Here is a 14204-nt window from a genome sequence, read left to right as displayed (position 1 = left end):
ATAGTCCTCTCGGGCAGTCCATTCCAGCATCAGGGATTTTTATCTGGCGCCGGACCCCCGGTCCATAACCCTCGCTGCGTCCTTGCCCGGGTACATTGATCGGATGCTTACTGCCGCTGCCGCCGTCGCCCGATCCCGAGAACTGTTCGACAGCGGGGTGAGCCGCCCGCTGGCCTGGCGGCTCGAACAGCTGGGCAATCTGCGCAGGATGCTGACCGAACACCGGGAGGATTTTGCCGCTGCGCTGCTCAGCGATCTGGGCAAGCACCGCAGCGAGTCCCAGCTGACCGAGATCGGTTTTGTGACCGCGGAAGTGGCCCACCTGGAGCGGCATCTTGCGGGCTGGCTTCGGCGCCGCCGGGTGGACGTTCCGCTTGCCATGCAGCCGGCCCGGGCCTGGACCGAGCTGACTCCGCTCGGAGTGGTGCTGGTGATCGGTACCTGGAACTACCCGGTCCAGCTGACGCTGGCGCCGATGGCCGGGGCCCTGGCGGCCGGCAACACCGTGGTGGTCAAGCCGAGCGAGCACGCCCCTGCCACATCGGCCGCCCTGGTCCGCTGGGTGCCGGAGTATCTGGACGGTGCCGCCGAGGTGGTGCCAGGAGGCATCCCGGAAACCAAGGCACTGCTGGCAGAGCGCTTCGACCACATCTTCTTCACCGGCGGCCAGGACGCGGCCCGGGTGGTCATGCGGGCTGCGGCCGAACACCTGACGCCGGTGACCCTGGAGCTGGGTGGCAGGTGCCCGGCTTTCGTGGACGGGACCGCCGACCTCGCGACCACCGCCGGACGCCTTGCCTGGGGCAGGTTCATGAATGCCGGGCAAACGTGCGTCGCACCGGATTATGTGCTGGCCGCCCCCGAGGTTCTGGACGCGCTGGAACCGCTGCTTGTGGACGCCATCACCGCCATGTTCGGCAAGGACCCGGCGTCCAGCGCTTCCTACGGCCGGATCGTGGATGGCCGGCACTTTGAAAGAATCGCTGAACTGGCGGACGGCAGCACCGTGGTGCACGGCGGCCAGCGGGACCCGGGCAGCAGGTATTTTGCACCGACCCTGCTGCGCCCCGCCCCCGGCGATGCAGTCCTGGGCGAGGAAATCTTCGGTCCGCTGCTGCCGCTGGTGCCGGTATCCGGGCGTGATGAAGCCATCCGCATGATCAATTCCGGTTCCAAGCCGCTGGCAGTGTATGTCTTCAGCGAAGAGGAGGCCGTGCGCAGCGCCTTCGCAGCGGAAACGTCGTCGGGCGCGCTGGCCTACGGAGCACCGGCGGCACACCTCTCGGTTCCGGGCCTCCCGTTCGGCGGGGTGGGCGGCAGCGGCATGGGGGCATACCACGGTGAACATTCCGTGCGGACGTTCTCGCACGAACGGGCAGGCATGGACAAGCCGATGTGGCCGGACACCCTCCGGCTGGCCTATCCGCCTTACGGAGGGGCGAAAGACAAGGTGGTGACCGCCCTGCTGTCATTGGCCGGGCGGGTTCCGGGCCGTCCGAGAGCGGGCCGTCCGAAAGTCGGCCGTCCCGGTGCCCCTCAGGCCTAGCGGGCGGTTCCCATGCTGTGCAGGGTGTCAGCCAGGAGTTCGACGAAGAGCTGCACCCGCGCCGTCCGCTTGTCATTGATCAGCAGGGCGAAGACGTTCCGTGCCAGCCGGATCTCCGGAACGTCTAGGACCACCACCCCGGCAGGCCGGTGACGCAGGGCAAGCTCAGGGACCAGCGCGGCGCCCAGCCCCGCGGCGGCCATTTCGAGGCTGGCATGGAAATCGTCGCTGTAGGCCACTACGCGGGGGTGCAGGTTGCAGCTGGCGAACAGCCGTTCAATGACCGTGGCGTCGCTGGTGCCCGGGTGGTGGACGATCCATGGCATATCGGACAGATGGTCCGCCGCCACTTTGGCCTCGGCACGGAAACCCCAGGCTGCCGGCAGCACCACACGGAATTCGTCGTCGCCGATCCATTGCCGGTTCACGGTGTGGGGCCATGCCAGGCCGGACTGGCCCACCTGGTAGACCAGGGCCACATCTAGTTCGCCGCCAGTGCGCAGCCCCTGGATGGTCTGGGACGGCTCAGCCACGGACACCCTGAGGTCGATGCCCAGGTCCTTCCACTTCGGGTTCTGCAGGATCTGCGGCAGGACGTACGTTGCCAGGCTCGGGAAGATGCCCAGCCTGAGCTCCTGATGGGTGGCGTCGTGCGTCCGGGAGGCGGCCGCCATGAGGGCCTCAATGTCGGTGAGGACCTTGGCGGCGTGCCGCGTCATCACCAGGGCGGCCTCGGTGGGCTGGATGCTCCTGGCCGAACGCTGGAAGAGGTCCACGCCCGTGTCCCGTTCCAGGGCAGACATCTGCTGGGAAACCGCGGAAGCCGTGTAGCCCAGCCGGTTGGCGGCTGCCGCGAATGAGCCAAGGCGGGTGACCTCCACGAGGGTCCGCAGATGAACGGGGTTGATCAATGGTTGCCCTTCGCCTTGGAAATCCCGCTTCATTGTGGCATATCGCCCCTCAGCCCCGGAATGTCGCGTCAGGCGGGCCGCGTTCATGGGGCAGAATCGCGTCAAGGCGCCCGGCTGGAATTCGTAGTCATCCGGGAACCCCTCGGTGACGAATTGCCCATAAGACGATTCATCAGGACGATTCAGGCGAAGCCAACAGGAGCAGATCAGTGTCGCAAGCAGCAAGCATTCCGGACGGCCGGCGGGTAGCCGTCATTGGCAGCGGCGTGGCAGGACTGACCGCGGCATATGTCCTGAACCAGCGGGACAACGTGACGTTATTCGAGGCGGACTCCCGGTTGGGCGGGCATGCCCACACCCACGATGTAGGGCAGGAGGGCGGCCCTGACCTTGGCGTGGACACGGGTTTCATCGTCCACAACGAACGCACCTACCCCACACTCCTGCGGCTCTTCGCGGAGCTCGGCGTGGAGACGCAGGACTCCGAGATGAGCATGTCGGTGCGCTGCGACGGCTGCGGCCTGGAATATGCCGGCGCCCGCGCCAAGGGGCGCGGCATCATTCCCCGGCCGTCCACCCTCCTGCGCGGCCGGTACCTGCTGATGCTGCTGGAGGTGACACGCTTCCACCGCCGTGCCCGGGCTTTGCTTGCCGGGGCGTCCCGGAATGCGGCCGCCGGCGGGGAACCGGAACTGACGCTGGGGGACTTCCTCGCCCGGGAGAAGTTCAGCAACTACTTCATCTCGCACTTTATGACCCCCGTGGTGAGCGCCGTCTGGTCCTGCGACCCCGCCACGGCGCTGGCGTACCCGGCCCGCTACCTGTTCACCTTCCTTGCCCACCACGGGCTGCTCGGAGTGTCAGGCTCACCCCAGTGGCGGACGGTCAAGGGGGGCTCCCGCACGTACGTGGATAAGCTGGCCGCGACGCTGACGGACATCCGGCTGTCCAGCCCGGTCACCTCGGTGCACCGCCGCGGTGACGGCGTTGAGCTGACCACCGCGCAGGGCACGGAATCTTTCGACGCCGTCGTCATTGCCACCCACCCGGCCCAGGCCCTGAGCATGCTCGCCGATGCCTCCTCAGCCGAGCGCGAGGCGCTCGCCGGCATGCCCTACTCGGTAAACCAGACACTGTTTCACCGCGACGAAGCCGTCCTGCCGCGCAGCGCAAACGCCCAGGCGTCCTGGAACTACCGTCTGCCGTCCTGCGACGCACGTCCGGACAAGGTGCTGGTCAGCTACGACATGACGCGCCTGCAGCGACTCGAACCTGCCGACGGCGGACGCTACATCGTGAGCCTCGGGGAATCCGAACTCATCGCCGACGGGACGGTACTGGACCGGATGGTCTACGAGCACCCGCAGTACACGCCGGATTCGCTCCGGGCACAGCAGCAGATCCTGGCCCTGGGGGACGAACACCTGGCCTTCGCCGGCGCCTACCACGGCTGGGGCTTCCACGAGGACGGTGCCCTCTCCGGCGTGAAAGCGGCTGCCCGGCTTGGCCGGAACTGGGAGGAGCAGCCGGTCTCCGGTCCAGGCTTGCAGAGCGTTGCCGCGGAGGTCGGCTGATGCAAGGGGCAGCCATCTACCGTACGTCCATAGCCCATGTGCGGCGCACACCCCTGCAGAATGCCTTTACCTACCGCAGCTACAGCTGGTACGTCGACGTCGACACGCTTCCGTCACTGCCGTGGCTGCTCCGGCCGCTGGCCGGTTTCCGCGTCTCGGATCATCTCGGCGACCCGGTTGGCTCGCTCCGGGGCAATGTCGAACGGTTCCTGCGGACCCGGGGAATAGAGCTCGACGGCGGCAGGATCACCATGCTGGCCAGCGCCCGGGTTTTCGGCCACGTGTTCAACCCGCTCAGCCTGTTCTGGTGCCATGACGCCGCCGGCGGCCTGCGCTGCGTGGTTGCGGAGGTCCACAACACCTATGGTGAACGGCACTGTTACCTGCTCGAAACGGACCATTCCGGCAGGGCCAGCGTTCCCAAAGCGTTCTACGTTTCCCCGTTCAACGACGTCGAAGGCCAGTACCGGATGAAACTTCCGGAACCGGGGGAGCGGCTCGCAGTGTCCATCGTGCTGGAGCGCGAAGGCCAGAAGCCCTTCGTGGCAACGGTTGACGGCGAACGCCGCGAGGCATCGGTGCCGAACATCCTGTCCGCCGCGCTCGCGGTTCCGCTGGCGCCGCTCCGGGTGTCTGCGCAGATCCGCTGGCAGGGCATCAAACTTTGGGCGCGTCGGCTGCCCATCATCAAACGACCACAACACCCTTCACAGGAGGCAGTACAGTGACCATCACCGAAGCTACCGGATCCGCAGCGGGGCGCGGACAGGGCGAAGGCCACGCAGGCCGGGTTCCGTACTCGGTTCCACAGCCGCCCGTCACTATCGACGCCGCCATCTGGCCCAGCATCGCCACCACGCCTGACAGCCTCAAGGCACGGGTGGCCGGGCGGATTGCGGACGCCATCTTCAGGGCCGCCGTCCGTACCCTGCCGCTGGAAGTCCGGTACCCGGACGGCACCGTCCTCGGCAAAGCGGCGTCCGATCCGGCACCCGGCAATCCGTACCCGGTCATGACCATGAACCGGCCGGAGGCTTTCGCTGCCCGGCTGGGCGACGGCGGGCTGATCGGACTCGGAGAGTCCTACATGGCCGGCGACTGGGACGCCGACGATCTCACCGCCGTCATGGAAGTCTTCGCGGCCCGCGTCGGGACCCTCGTGCCCGAGCCCTTGCAGAAACTGCGAGCACTCTACCTGCCGCGCCAGCCGCGCAGGGAACGGAACACCGAACAGAACACACGCTCCAACATCTCCCGGCACTACGACCTCTCCAACGAACTGTTTTCCTCGTTCCTGGACAGCACCATGACCTACTCCAGTGCACTGTTCCCGGAACGGGGCGACTCCCTGCGGACGGTGGCCTGGGACGGTTTCGCCGCCGCGCAGCAGGCGAAGATCGACCGGCTGCTGGACAAAGCCGGCGTCGGCGAGGGGACGCGCGTGCTGGAAATCGGCACGGGCTGGGGCGAACTCGCGCTGCGTGCTGCTGCCCGCGGCGCCACGGTGTATTCGGTCACGCTCTCCAGCGAACAGCAGGAACTCGCCCGCCAGCGCGTGGCCGAGGCCGGCTACGCCGATGCCGTCACCATTGAGCTCAAGGACTACCGGGCGGTGGAAGGCGAGTACGACGCCGTTGTCTCGGTGGAAATGATCGAGGCCGTCGGCTACGAATACTGGGCCACCTACTTCCAGACGATCGAGCGCGTCCTGGCCCCCGGCGGGAAGGTGGCCATCCAGGCGATCACCATCGCGCACGACCGGCTGATCGCCACCCGGACAAGCTACACCTGGGTGCACAAGTACATCTTCCCCGGCGGCGTCATTCCGTCTGTCCGGGCCATCGAGGAAATCACCGAGAAGCAGACCGGGCTCCGGGTCCGCGAACGCCTCGCCATGGGCGAGCACTATGCGCAGACCCTGCGGCTCTGGGAGGAACGCTTCATGTCCCGCGCCGACGAGGTAGCGGCCATGGGGTTCGATTCGATCTTCCAGCGGATGTGGCTGTTCTACCTCTGCTATTCCAGGGCAGGCTTTGAGACGGGCTACCTCGACGTCCAGCAAATTGTCCTGGACCACGCAGCATCCAGGCGTGCGGCCGGCGGAGCCGCAGTATGACGGCGCCGCTCGCGGACACCATCGCCGAGGTCCTGCGGCCGGTGGTCGGCGGGGAACTTCCCGTCCGGCTCAAGGTGTGGGACGGCAGCGAGGCGGGCCCGGCCGACGCTCCGGTAGTGCGGCTGAAGGATCCCGACGCCATCCGCCGGCTGCTGTGGGCGCCGGGGGAGCTCGGGGTAGCCCAGGCGTACGTCACCGGCGAACTGGACGTCGACGGCGACCTGAACTCAGCCCTGGAACACCTCTGGAAGGTGGTCCGGGAACGAGGACTCTCCGGGATCCGGCCCACGCCGGCCGTCCTGGCAGGCGTGGGCAGGATCGCAAAGGCGGCAGGTGCCATCGGCACTCCGCCGCAGCCGCCCGCCAGCCAGGCCCGGGTGAAGGGAAAGCTCCACAGCCTCCTCCGGGACCGGGCGGCCATCAGCCACCACTACGACCTCAGCAACGAGTTCTACGGACTCATCCTGGATCCCCAGATGGCCTACTCGAGCGCGTACTGGACGGACTCCTCCGAGAACTACGGGCTGGAGGACGCCCAGCGGGACAAGCTGGACCTCGTCTGCCGGAAGATCGGGCTCAAGCCCGGCATGCGCCTGCTTGACGTCGGCTGCGGCTGGGGTTCGCTGAGCCTGCACGCAGCACAGCACTACGGTGCCGACGTCGTGGGTGTCACGCTTTCCACGGAACAGAAGGCCTTCATCGACGCCCGGATCGGCGAACGCGGACTGGAAGGCCGTGTGGACATCCGGGTCCAGGACTACCGCGAGATCCCGGACGGGCCGTTCGACGCCGTCGCCTCCCTGGAAATGGGCGAACACGTGGGCCAGCGCAACTACCCCGTGTATGCAGCTGCGTTGTTCAATAACGTCGTTCCCGGCGGGCGCGTGCTGGTCCAGCAGATGTCCCGGCGCGGAAAGCACCCCGGGGGAGGGCCGTTCATCGAATCCTTCATCGCACCGGACATGCACATGCGCCCGGTTGGCGAGACCCTCGGTTTCCTGGAGGATGCCGGCTTTGAGGTCCAGGCCGTGGAGGCAATGCGGACGGACTATGTGCGCACCCTTGAGGCCTGGTACGCCAATTTCGAGGCGAACCAGGAAGCCGCCGTCGACATGATGGGGGAGGAGATAGCGCGCGTCTGGCGGCTCTACCTCGTCGGTGCCCTGCGCAGCTTCGCCGAAGGCAGGATGGGCGTCGAACAGATTCTCTGCAGCCGGCCGGCTCCGCACGGCTGAGCCCGACACCGTCTGGCAGGTCGGCTCTGGCCGCCACGCCGTTCCTTTCATCACATCGGGGGTCCTGAAAAAGGTTTCAGGACCCCTTTTGTGTGCCCTCCGACACGCCTGCCCCGCAGCGGCGACACGCCGTCTACGGCGCGACACGCTGGGGGATTAATTGTGGCTAACTCCTCCACAGGGTGTGGATTTCGTCCATTAAAACAGCTGAAACACGGACATTTTTCAGCCCCTGGCCTGTGGATTAACGGTGCATTAAATGACATACTTGTAATACATCATGTTGGGGTCCACATCGGGGCCGTGCACTACATGTAGTATCGACATACAGATTGAGCGGGACGCAGGACCGGCATCGAGCAGGGGTTTCAGATCCGGGCAGTGTCTACCGCAACGATGATCCAGAGACTTCAAAAAGCAGTGACTTCAACAAAGGGGACAGGAACCATGACCGTTACGGTTTACACGAAGCCGGCCTGTGTTCAGTGCAACGCAACATATCGCGCGCTGGACAAGAAGGGCATCACCTACCAGAGCGTCGACATCTCCCAGGACGCGGATGCCCTCGAGCGGCTGAAGGCCCTCGGCTACATGCAGGCTCCCGTCGTGGTCACGGACCAGGATCACTGGTCAGGCTTCCGCCCGGACAAGATCGAGGAGCTGGCGCTGAGCGCAGCCGCCTCAGTGGCCTAGGCTCCGCCCGCCGCTTCCGGCAAAGAACTTTACGTAGATGAGGTGACTCCCATGGCAGCGCCGGCACTTGCCGATGCGCCGCTCGCAGCAGATGCTGTGAATACGACGCCCATGAACCGGACCTCCAGTCACCTCATCTACTTTTCCTCGGCTTCCGAGAACACCCGGCGCTTCATTGAGAAGCTCGGCCGGGATGCAGCCCGGATTCCCCTGCATCAGCGTGAAACTGAACTCGTAGCTACCGAGCCCTTCGTCCTGGTGGTTCCCACCTACGGAGGAACGGGCGGCGAGGGTTCAGTGCCGAAACAGGTGATCCGGTTCCTCAACAACCCGCAGAACAGGGCTCTGATCCGCGGGGTGATCGGCGCAGGAAACACGAATTTCGGGGACAACTACTGCATGGCGGGCGACATCATCGCCTTCAAATGCCAGATACCGCACCTCTACCGCTTCGAACTCATGGGGACGCCTGAAGACGTCCGCCTGGTAAACCAAGGATTGGACAAGTTTTGGACACTACTGTCGCAGACACAGAAGTAACCATGCCTGAGGGTCAGGGTCCCCGCGCGGGGGCCGCCGTCGAGAAGACCGCAGAGAAGCCCGCGCTGCCCGCCGCCTACAAGGGGCTGGGCTACCACGAACTGAACGCGATGCTGAACCTGTACGGACCGAACGGGGAGATCCAGTTCGAGGCGGACCGCGAGGCCGCGCACCAGTACTTCCTGCAGCACGTGAACAACAACACCGTGTTCTTCCACGACCTGGAAGAGAAGCTCGACTACCTGGTGAAGAACCAGTACTACGAGCGCGAGACCCTCGACCAGTACACGATGAACTTCATCCGTGAACTCTTCAACCGCGCCTACAAGAAGAAGTTCCGCTTTGAAACCTTCCTGGGCGCGTTCAAGTTCTACACGTCCTACACGCTGAAGACGTTTGACGGCAAGCGCTTCCTGGAGCGCTACGAGGACCGCGTCTGCATGGTTGCCCTGCACCTGGCCCGCGGCGACGAGCAGCTTGCCCTGCAGATGGTGGATGAGATCATTGAGGGCCGCTTCCAGCCGGCCACCCCCACGTTCCTGAACGCCGGCAAGAAGCAGCGCGGCGAGCTGGTCTCCTGCTTCCTGCTCCGCATCGAAGACAACATGGAGTCGATCGGCCGTTCCATCAACTCCGCCCTGCAGCTGTCCAAGCGCGGCGGCGGCGTGGCGTTCGCGCTGACCAACATCCGCGAAGTCGGCGCGCCGATCAAGCAGATCGAAAACCAGTCCTCGGGCGTCATCCCCGTGATGAAGCTCCTCGAGGACAGCTTCTCCTACGCCAACCAGCTCGGTGCCCGCCAGGGTGCCGGCGCGGTGTACCTGCACGCCCACCACCCGGACATCTACCGGTTCCTGGACACCAAGCGGGAAAACGCGGACGAAAAGATCCGCATTAAGACCCTCTCACTCGGCGTCGTGATCCCGGACATCACTTTCGAGCTGGCCAAGCGGGACGAGGACATGTACCTGTTCTCCCCGTACGACGTCGAACGCGTCTACGGCATGCCGTTCTCCGATGTCTCGGTCACCGAGAAGTACTACGAGATGGTGGACGATTCCCGGATCAAGAAGACCAAGATCAAGGCCCGCGAGTTCTTCCAGACCCTCGCCGAGATCCAGTTCGAATCCGGCTACCCGTACATCATGTTCGAGGACACCGTGAACCGGGAAAACCCGATCGACGGCAAGATCATCATGTCCAACCTGTGCTCCGAGATCCTCCAGGTTTCGCAGCCCACCACGTACCACGATGACCTGTCCTACGACCAGACCGGCAAGGACATCTCCTGCAACCTGGGCTCGCTGAACATCGCGAAGACCATGGATTCGCCGGACTTCGGCCTGACCATCGAGACGGCCATCCGCTCGCTCTCGGCCGTGTCGGACATGTCCAACATCACCTCGGTGCCGTCCATCGCCCGCGGCAACGACCAGAGCCACGCCATCGGCCTGGGCCAGATGAACCTGCACGGCTACCTGGCACGTGAGCGGGTGCACTACGGTTCCGAAGAGGGCCTGGACTTCACCAACATCTACTTCTACTCGGTGGTGTACCACGCGGTCCGCGCCTCCAATAAGCTGGCCATCCAGACCGGCCAGACCTTCGGCGGCTTCGAGAAGTCCAAGTACGCCTCGGGCGAGTTCTTCGACAAGTACACGGAGCAGGAGTGGGTGCCGCAGACCGAGAAGGTCGCGGAGCTGTTCAAGAACATCCACATCCCCACCCAGGATGACTGGCGCGAGCTGAAGGCGTCCGTCATGGAGAACGGCATCTACAACCAGAACCTGCAGGCCGTTCCGCCGACGGGCTCGATCAGCTACATCAACAACTCCACCTCCTCGATCCACCCGGTGGCGTCCAAGATCGAAATCCGCAAGGAAGGCAAGCTGGGCCGCGTGTACTACCCGGCGCCGTACCTGACGAACGACAACCTGGAGTACTACCAGGATGCGTACGAGATCGGCTACGAGAAGGTCATCGACACCTACGCCGCTGCCACGCAACACGTGGACCAGGGCCTGTCCCTGACGCTGTTCTTCAAGGACACCGCCACCACGCGCGACATCAACCGGGCCCAGATCTACGCCTGGAAGAAGGGCATCAAGACCATCTACTACATCCGTCTCCGCCAGCTCGCGCTGGAAGGGACCGAGGTGGAGGGCTGCGTCAGCTGCATGCTGTAACCCCGGTGGTCGAGCCTGTCGAGACCATAGCTTGAGTACGACGGCGGGCGCCCGCCCGCCGTCGTACGCTTTAACTTAGAGAAACCACCCAACGTTTAGGGGATGACATGACCGAGAAGGTCAAGCTGCTTAGCCACGTCGAGGCCATCAACTGGAACCGCATCCAGGACGACAAGGACGTGGATGTCTGGAACCGCCTGGTCAACAACTTCTGGCTGCCGGAGAAGGTGCCGCTGTCCAACGACGTCCAGTCGTGGGCGACGCTGACGCCGGACGAGCAGCAGCTCACCATGCGCGTATTCACCGGCCTGACCCTGCTGGACACCATCCAGGGCACCGTCGGCGCGGTCTCGCTGATCCCGGACGCGATCACCCCGCATGAAGAAGCCGTGTACACGAACATCGCCTTCATGGAATCCGTGCACGCGAAGAGCTACTCATCCATCTTCTCCACGCTGGCCTCCACCAAGGAGATCGACGAGGCGTTCCGCTGGTCCACCGAGAACGCGAACCTTCAGAAGAAGGCGCAGATCGTCATGGACTACTACCAGGGTGACGACCCCCTGAAGCGCAAGGTGGCTTCCACGCTGCTGGAGAGCTTCCTGTTCTACTCGGGCTTCTACCTGCCGATGTACTGGTCCTCACGGGCCAAGCTGACGAACACGGCAGACCTGATCCGCCTGATCATCCGCGATGAGGCCGTGCACGGCTACTACATCGGCTACAAGTTCCAGAAGGGCCTGGAAAAGGTCTCCGAGGAAAAGCGCCAGGAGATCAAGGACTACACCTTCGAACTGCTCTTCGAGCTGTACGAAAACGAAGTCCAGTACACGCACGACCTCTACGACTCCGTCGGCCTGGCCGAGGACGTCAAGAAGTTCCTGCACTACAACGCCAACAAGGCGCTGATGAACCTGGGCTACGAAGCCATGTTCCCGGCTTCCGTCACCGACGTGAACCCGGCCATCCTCTCGGCCCTGTCTCCGAACGCTGACGAGAACCACGACTTCTTCTCGGGTTCGGGTTCGTCTTATGTGATCGGCAAGGCTGTCAACACCGAGGATGAGGACTGGGACTTCTAAGTCTTCTTGTTCGGGGTTCAGCCGACCTCCCTTGAAAGCCGCGCCGCATCCTGTGGCGCGGCTTTCTTGCGCGACCGCACACCACAACGTGTCGAGGAGAGCATCCTTTTCGGGTCGCCGCCCACGCGCGTCTCCTGTTCCCGAGTCTCTCTTGTCGCTTGCCGGACTGGCCTTCGTTGCGTAAGCCGTGGTCTTCCTTGACATCAGCCATTTGCACATTGCGCTCAGCGGCTTCATCGCTGCGACCGGAGTGGCCATCGCGGGCATGTCCTGGTACGGGGTGCGCCGAGGTGAACGGTGGGCCTTCGCAACAGCCGTTATGGTCCCGACCGTCGGGATCGCAGTGGCCCTCCCCGCCCATTACCCGTGGGGTCTGGCCACGCTTGGGCACCTAGCCCGGTCTAACCTCACTGTCCTGATTTTCCTGGCTGGGGCCGGGGAGGCCTACAGGGGAATGCGAAGCCCTGCGATGAACACGACTGAGGGTCCGAACCGGGCTGCCGGCGATGGTGGAGGTGAGCCAGACATGACTGAACGGGCCTACCCGCAGGGCGTCCCATGTTGGATCGATACCGGGCAACCTGACGTCGAGGCCGCCGCAGGGTTCTACTCAGGACTCTTCGGCTGTACATTCGAGGACGTCATGAGGCCGGGAGGGCCAAGCCGTTACTTGATAGCAAAGCTCAACGGCCAGGACGTCGGCGGGTTGGCCAGCACCCAGGGCGGTGCCGCGGTGTGGAGCACCTACATAGCCGTCAAGGACGCGGATACCGCAGTGTAGCGCTTGGTTGCTGCCGGTGCCGCGGTGCGATCGGCGCCTGCCGATGCGGGCGAAGGCGGCCGAAGTGCGGTGCTGACCGATGCTGGCGACTGGGCGCCCAGGTCCTGAGCCAAGATGACACCGAGTGGACGCGTACGGCACTGATCCGGGACCCCCAGGGAGCGGAGTTCACTGCCAGCCAGTTCGCGCCCCCGTCGGGATGAACCGTCCTGCACAGGTGACGCAAGGAAGACCCGGCCCAGTCAGCCCGTGGAGTCCGTGTCGAGGACGGTGACGTCCAGGGGCATGCGCTTGGCGCGGCGGAGGCGTCCGGCGACTAAATTGCGCACCCCGCGCGACACCATGGTCGTCTTGGTCAGATACCGGAACTCGCCCGCGTCTGACGTTACGAGGTCCAGAAGCGGGCGCGCAGCTTCGTCGGGCGTCTGCCCCCATAGTCCGACGACGACCTGCAGGCCGCCCAGTCGATGCTCATACCCCGGCTGCGTCGTAACGTGCCCCAACATGTCTGTCACCACCAGGCCCGGATTCATGCCATGCACCCGGACGCCGGTGCCTCGGGTCTCCAGCCGCAACGTCTCGGTGAACTGGCGGACCCACCGCTTACTCGACGCATACGCGTTCTGTAGCGCCACCGGCCCCTGGTCGCCTTGGCCGTAGACGTTGACAAGGTCGCCGTGGCCTTGGCCGAGGAAAACCGGCAACGCAACCCTGGACCCGTGGAACGTGCCGAGGATGTTCGTACGAACCACCCGCGTGAAGTCGTCGACCGGCGTGGACGCCGTGGGCCCGAAGACACCGGAGACTCCGGCATTGTTGACCCAGATGTCAAGCGTCCCATGGTTTTGGGCCTCGTCGCGCAGGGCCTCGACGTCGGCCAGGTCAGCAGTGTCGCAGCGACGTCCGGACGCCGCGATCCCTTCCGCGTGCAGGATCTCGACGGCGGCCGCGACGTCGACGTCCGACCTGGATGCCAGCACCACAGTTGCGCCGTGATGGCCCAGCAGCCGGGCCATCGCAAACCCCAGACCGCGTGTCGAGCCCGTCACGACGGCTACGCGTCCGCGGAGGACTCGTCGTTGCAGGGACACTTCCGGGGTGCCGTTAGCGGTTCTCACTCGGTCACGGTGTCGGCGTGCCGATGCGCCACCTTCCATCCGCCGTCTTCACGGCGGTAGACCTGGGTGGCGCGCAGGGTGTAGCTGCGTGGCTGACCGTCCACGGAGGTGGAGACATGCTCCAGGCCGGCGGTGTATGCCATGGCGCCGGCCACGTCATAGGCCTGTAATTCGAAACTGTAGGACGTGCAGTTGGAGAAGGCCTTCTCCAGGGCGGCGAAGGCTTCTTCAATCTCCTCACGGCCGTACGCATTGCGCCATGCGCCCAGGATGCTTACGGGTTCATTCCGGGACCATAGTGCCCGCCGGGGTGTCGCATCGCCGTCATGAAGCGCCCGTTCCGCTTCGTACAGCGCGGACTTAACCCAGGCTAAGAAATCTTCGGCGTCGGTCATATCTCAGTATGCATCCGGCCCGGGGCA

General features: G+C 64.8%; 13 protein-coding genes. 10 read left to right on the top strand and 3 right to left on the bottom strand.

What is annotated here, in order from left to right:
* The first annotated feature begins 103 nt into the window (after window positions 1-103).
* Window positions 104-1546 carry an aldehyde dehydrogenase family protein gene (locus ACSQ12_RS12270; RefSeq protein ID WP_436065579.1) on the top strand — a complete coding sequence of 481 codons (1443 nt, stop codon included), beginning with the start codon at window positions 104-106 and terminating at the stop codon, window positions 1544-1546.
* Here the strand turns inward: ACSQ12_RS12270 and ACSQ12_RS12265 are convergent.
* On the bottom strand, window positions 1543-2457 hold the full coding sequence (locus tag ACSQ12_RS12265; protein WP_436065578.1) for a LysR family transcriptional regulator: 915 nt from the start codon (window positions 2455-2457) through the stop codon (window positions 1543-1545). The genes ACSQ12_RS12270 and ACSQ12_RS12265 overlap by 4 nt on opposite strands.
* A 209-nt stretch (window positions 2458-2666) precedes the next feature.
* Here ACSQ12_RS12265 and ACSQ12_RS12260 point away from each other — a divergent pair, with 209 nt between their 5' ends.
* The 9 genes from ACSQ12_RS12260 (at window position 2667) to ACSQ12_RS12220 (ending at window position 12664) form a co-directional block, all read left to right on the top strand.
* Window positions 2667-4031, top strand: a complete 1365-nt coding sequence (locus ACSQ12_RS12260; protein WP_436065577.1) for an NAD(P)/FAD-dependent oxidoreductase — start codon at window positions 2667-2669, stop codon at window positions 4029-4031.
* Window positions 4031-4759 carry a DUF1365 domain-containing protein gene (locus tag ACSQ12_RS12255; RefSeq protein WP_436065576.1) on the top strand — a complete coding sequence of 243 codons (729 nt, stop codon included), beginning with the start codon at window positions 4031-4033 and terminating at the stop codon, window positions 4757-4759. The genes ACSQ12_RS12260 and ACSQ12_RS12255 overlap by 1 nt, the downstream gene beginning before the upstream one ends.
* Window positions 4756-6147, top strand: coding sequence for a class I SAM-dependent methyltransferase (locus ACSQ12_RS12250; protein WP_209744254.1), 1392 nt, complete (start codon window positions 4756-4758; stop codon window positions 6145-6147). Before ACSQ12_RS12255 ends, ACSQ12_RS12250 begins: the two co-directional genes overlap by 4 nt.
* Window positions 6144-7382, top strand: a complete 1239-nt coding sequence (locus ACSQ12_RS12245; protein WP_436065575.1) for a class I SAM-dependent methyltransferase — start codon at window positions 6144-6146, stop codon at window positions 7380-7382. The genes ACSQ12_RS12250 and ACSQ12_RS12245 overlap by 4 nt, the downstream gene beginning before the upstream one ends.
* 447 nt (window positions 7383-7829) lie before the next feature.
* The gene (gene nrdH / locus ACSQ12_RS12240; protein ID WP_011692201.1) at window positions 7830-8075 is read left to right on the top strand and encodes a glutaredoxin-like protein NrdH; all 246 of its coding nucleotides are present in this window, start codon (window positions 7830-7832) and stop codon (window positions 8073-8075) included.
* A gap of 51 nt (window positions 8076-8126) precedes the next feature.
* Window positions 8127-8615, top strand: coding sequence for a class Ib ribonucleoside-diphosphate reductase assembly flavoprotein NrdI (gene nrdI / locus ACSQ12_RS12235; protein ID WP_209744259.1), 489 nt, complete (start codon window positions 8127-8129; stop codon window positions 8613-8615).
* A gap of 2 nt (window positions 8616-8617) precedes the next feature.
* The gene (gene nrdE, locus ACSQ12_RS12230) at window positions 8618-10801 is read left to right on the top strand and encodes a class 1b ribonucleoside-diphosphate reductase subunit alpha (protein WP_436065574.1); all 2184 of its coding nucleotides are present in this window, start codon (window positions 8618-8620) and stop codon (window positions 10799-10801) included.
* A 107-nt stretch (window positions 10802-10908) separates the two neighbouring features.
* The gene (gene nrdF / locus ACSQ12_RS12225) at window positions 10909-11883 is read left to right on the top strand and encodes a class 1b ribonucleoside-diphosphate reductase subunit beta (protein WP_011692198.1); all 975 of its coding nucleotides are present in this window, start codon (window positions 10909-10911) and stop codon (window positions 11881-11883) included.
* Between the two features lie 526 nt (window positions 11884-12409).
* Window positions 12410-12664 (top strand): hypothetical protein, encoded by a 255-nt coding sequence (locus ACSQ12_RS12220; protein WP_436065573.1) that lies wholly within the window; start codon window positions 12410-12412, stop codon window positions 12662-12664.
* Window positions 12665-12906: 242 nt separating this feature from the next.
* Here the strand turns inward: ACSQ12_RS12220 and ACSQ12_RS12215 are convergent, their stop codons facing one another.
* Window positions 12907-13782 carry an SDR family oxidoreductase gene (locus ACSQ12_RS12215; RefSeq protein ID WP_436065572.1) on the bottom strand — a complete coding sequence of 292 codons (876 nt, stop codon included), beginning with the start codon at window positions 13780-13782 and terminating at the stop codon, window positions 12907-12909.
* Window positions 13779-14177, bottom strand: a complete 399-nt coding sequence (locus ACSQ12_RS12210) for a YybH family protein (protein ID WP_436065571.1) — start codon at window positions 14175-14177, stop codon at window positions 13779-13781. Before ACSQ12_RS12210 ends, ACSQ12_RS12215 begins: the two co-directional genes overlap by 4 nt.
* Between the last annotated feature and the right edge of the window lie 27 nt (window positions 14178-14204).

The organism is Arthrobacter sp. LjRoot14 (genome assembly GCF_964253905.1).
GTDB lineage: Bacteria > Actinomycetota > Actinomycetes > Actinomycetales > Micrococcaceae > Arthrobacter.
This window is presented reverse-complemented; position numbering and strand designations above follow the sequence as displayed.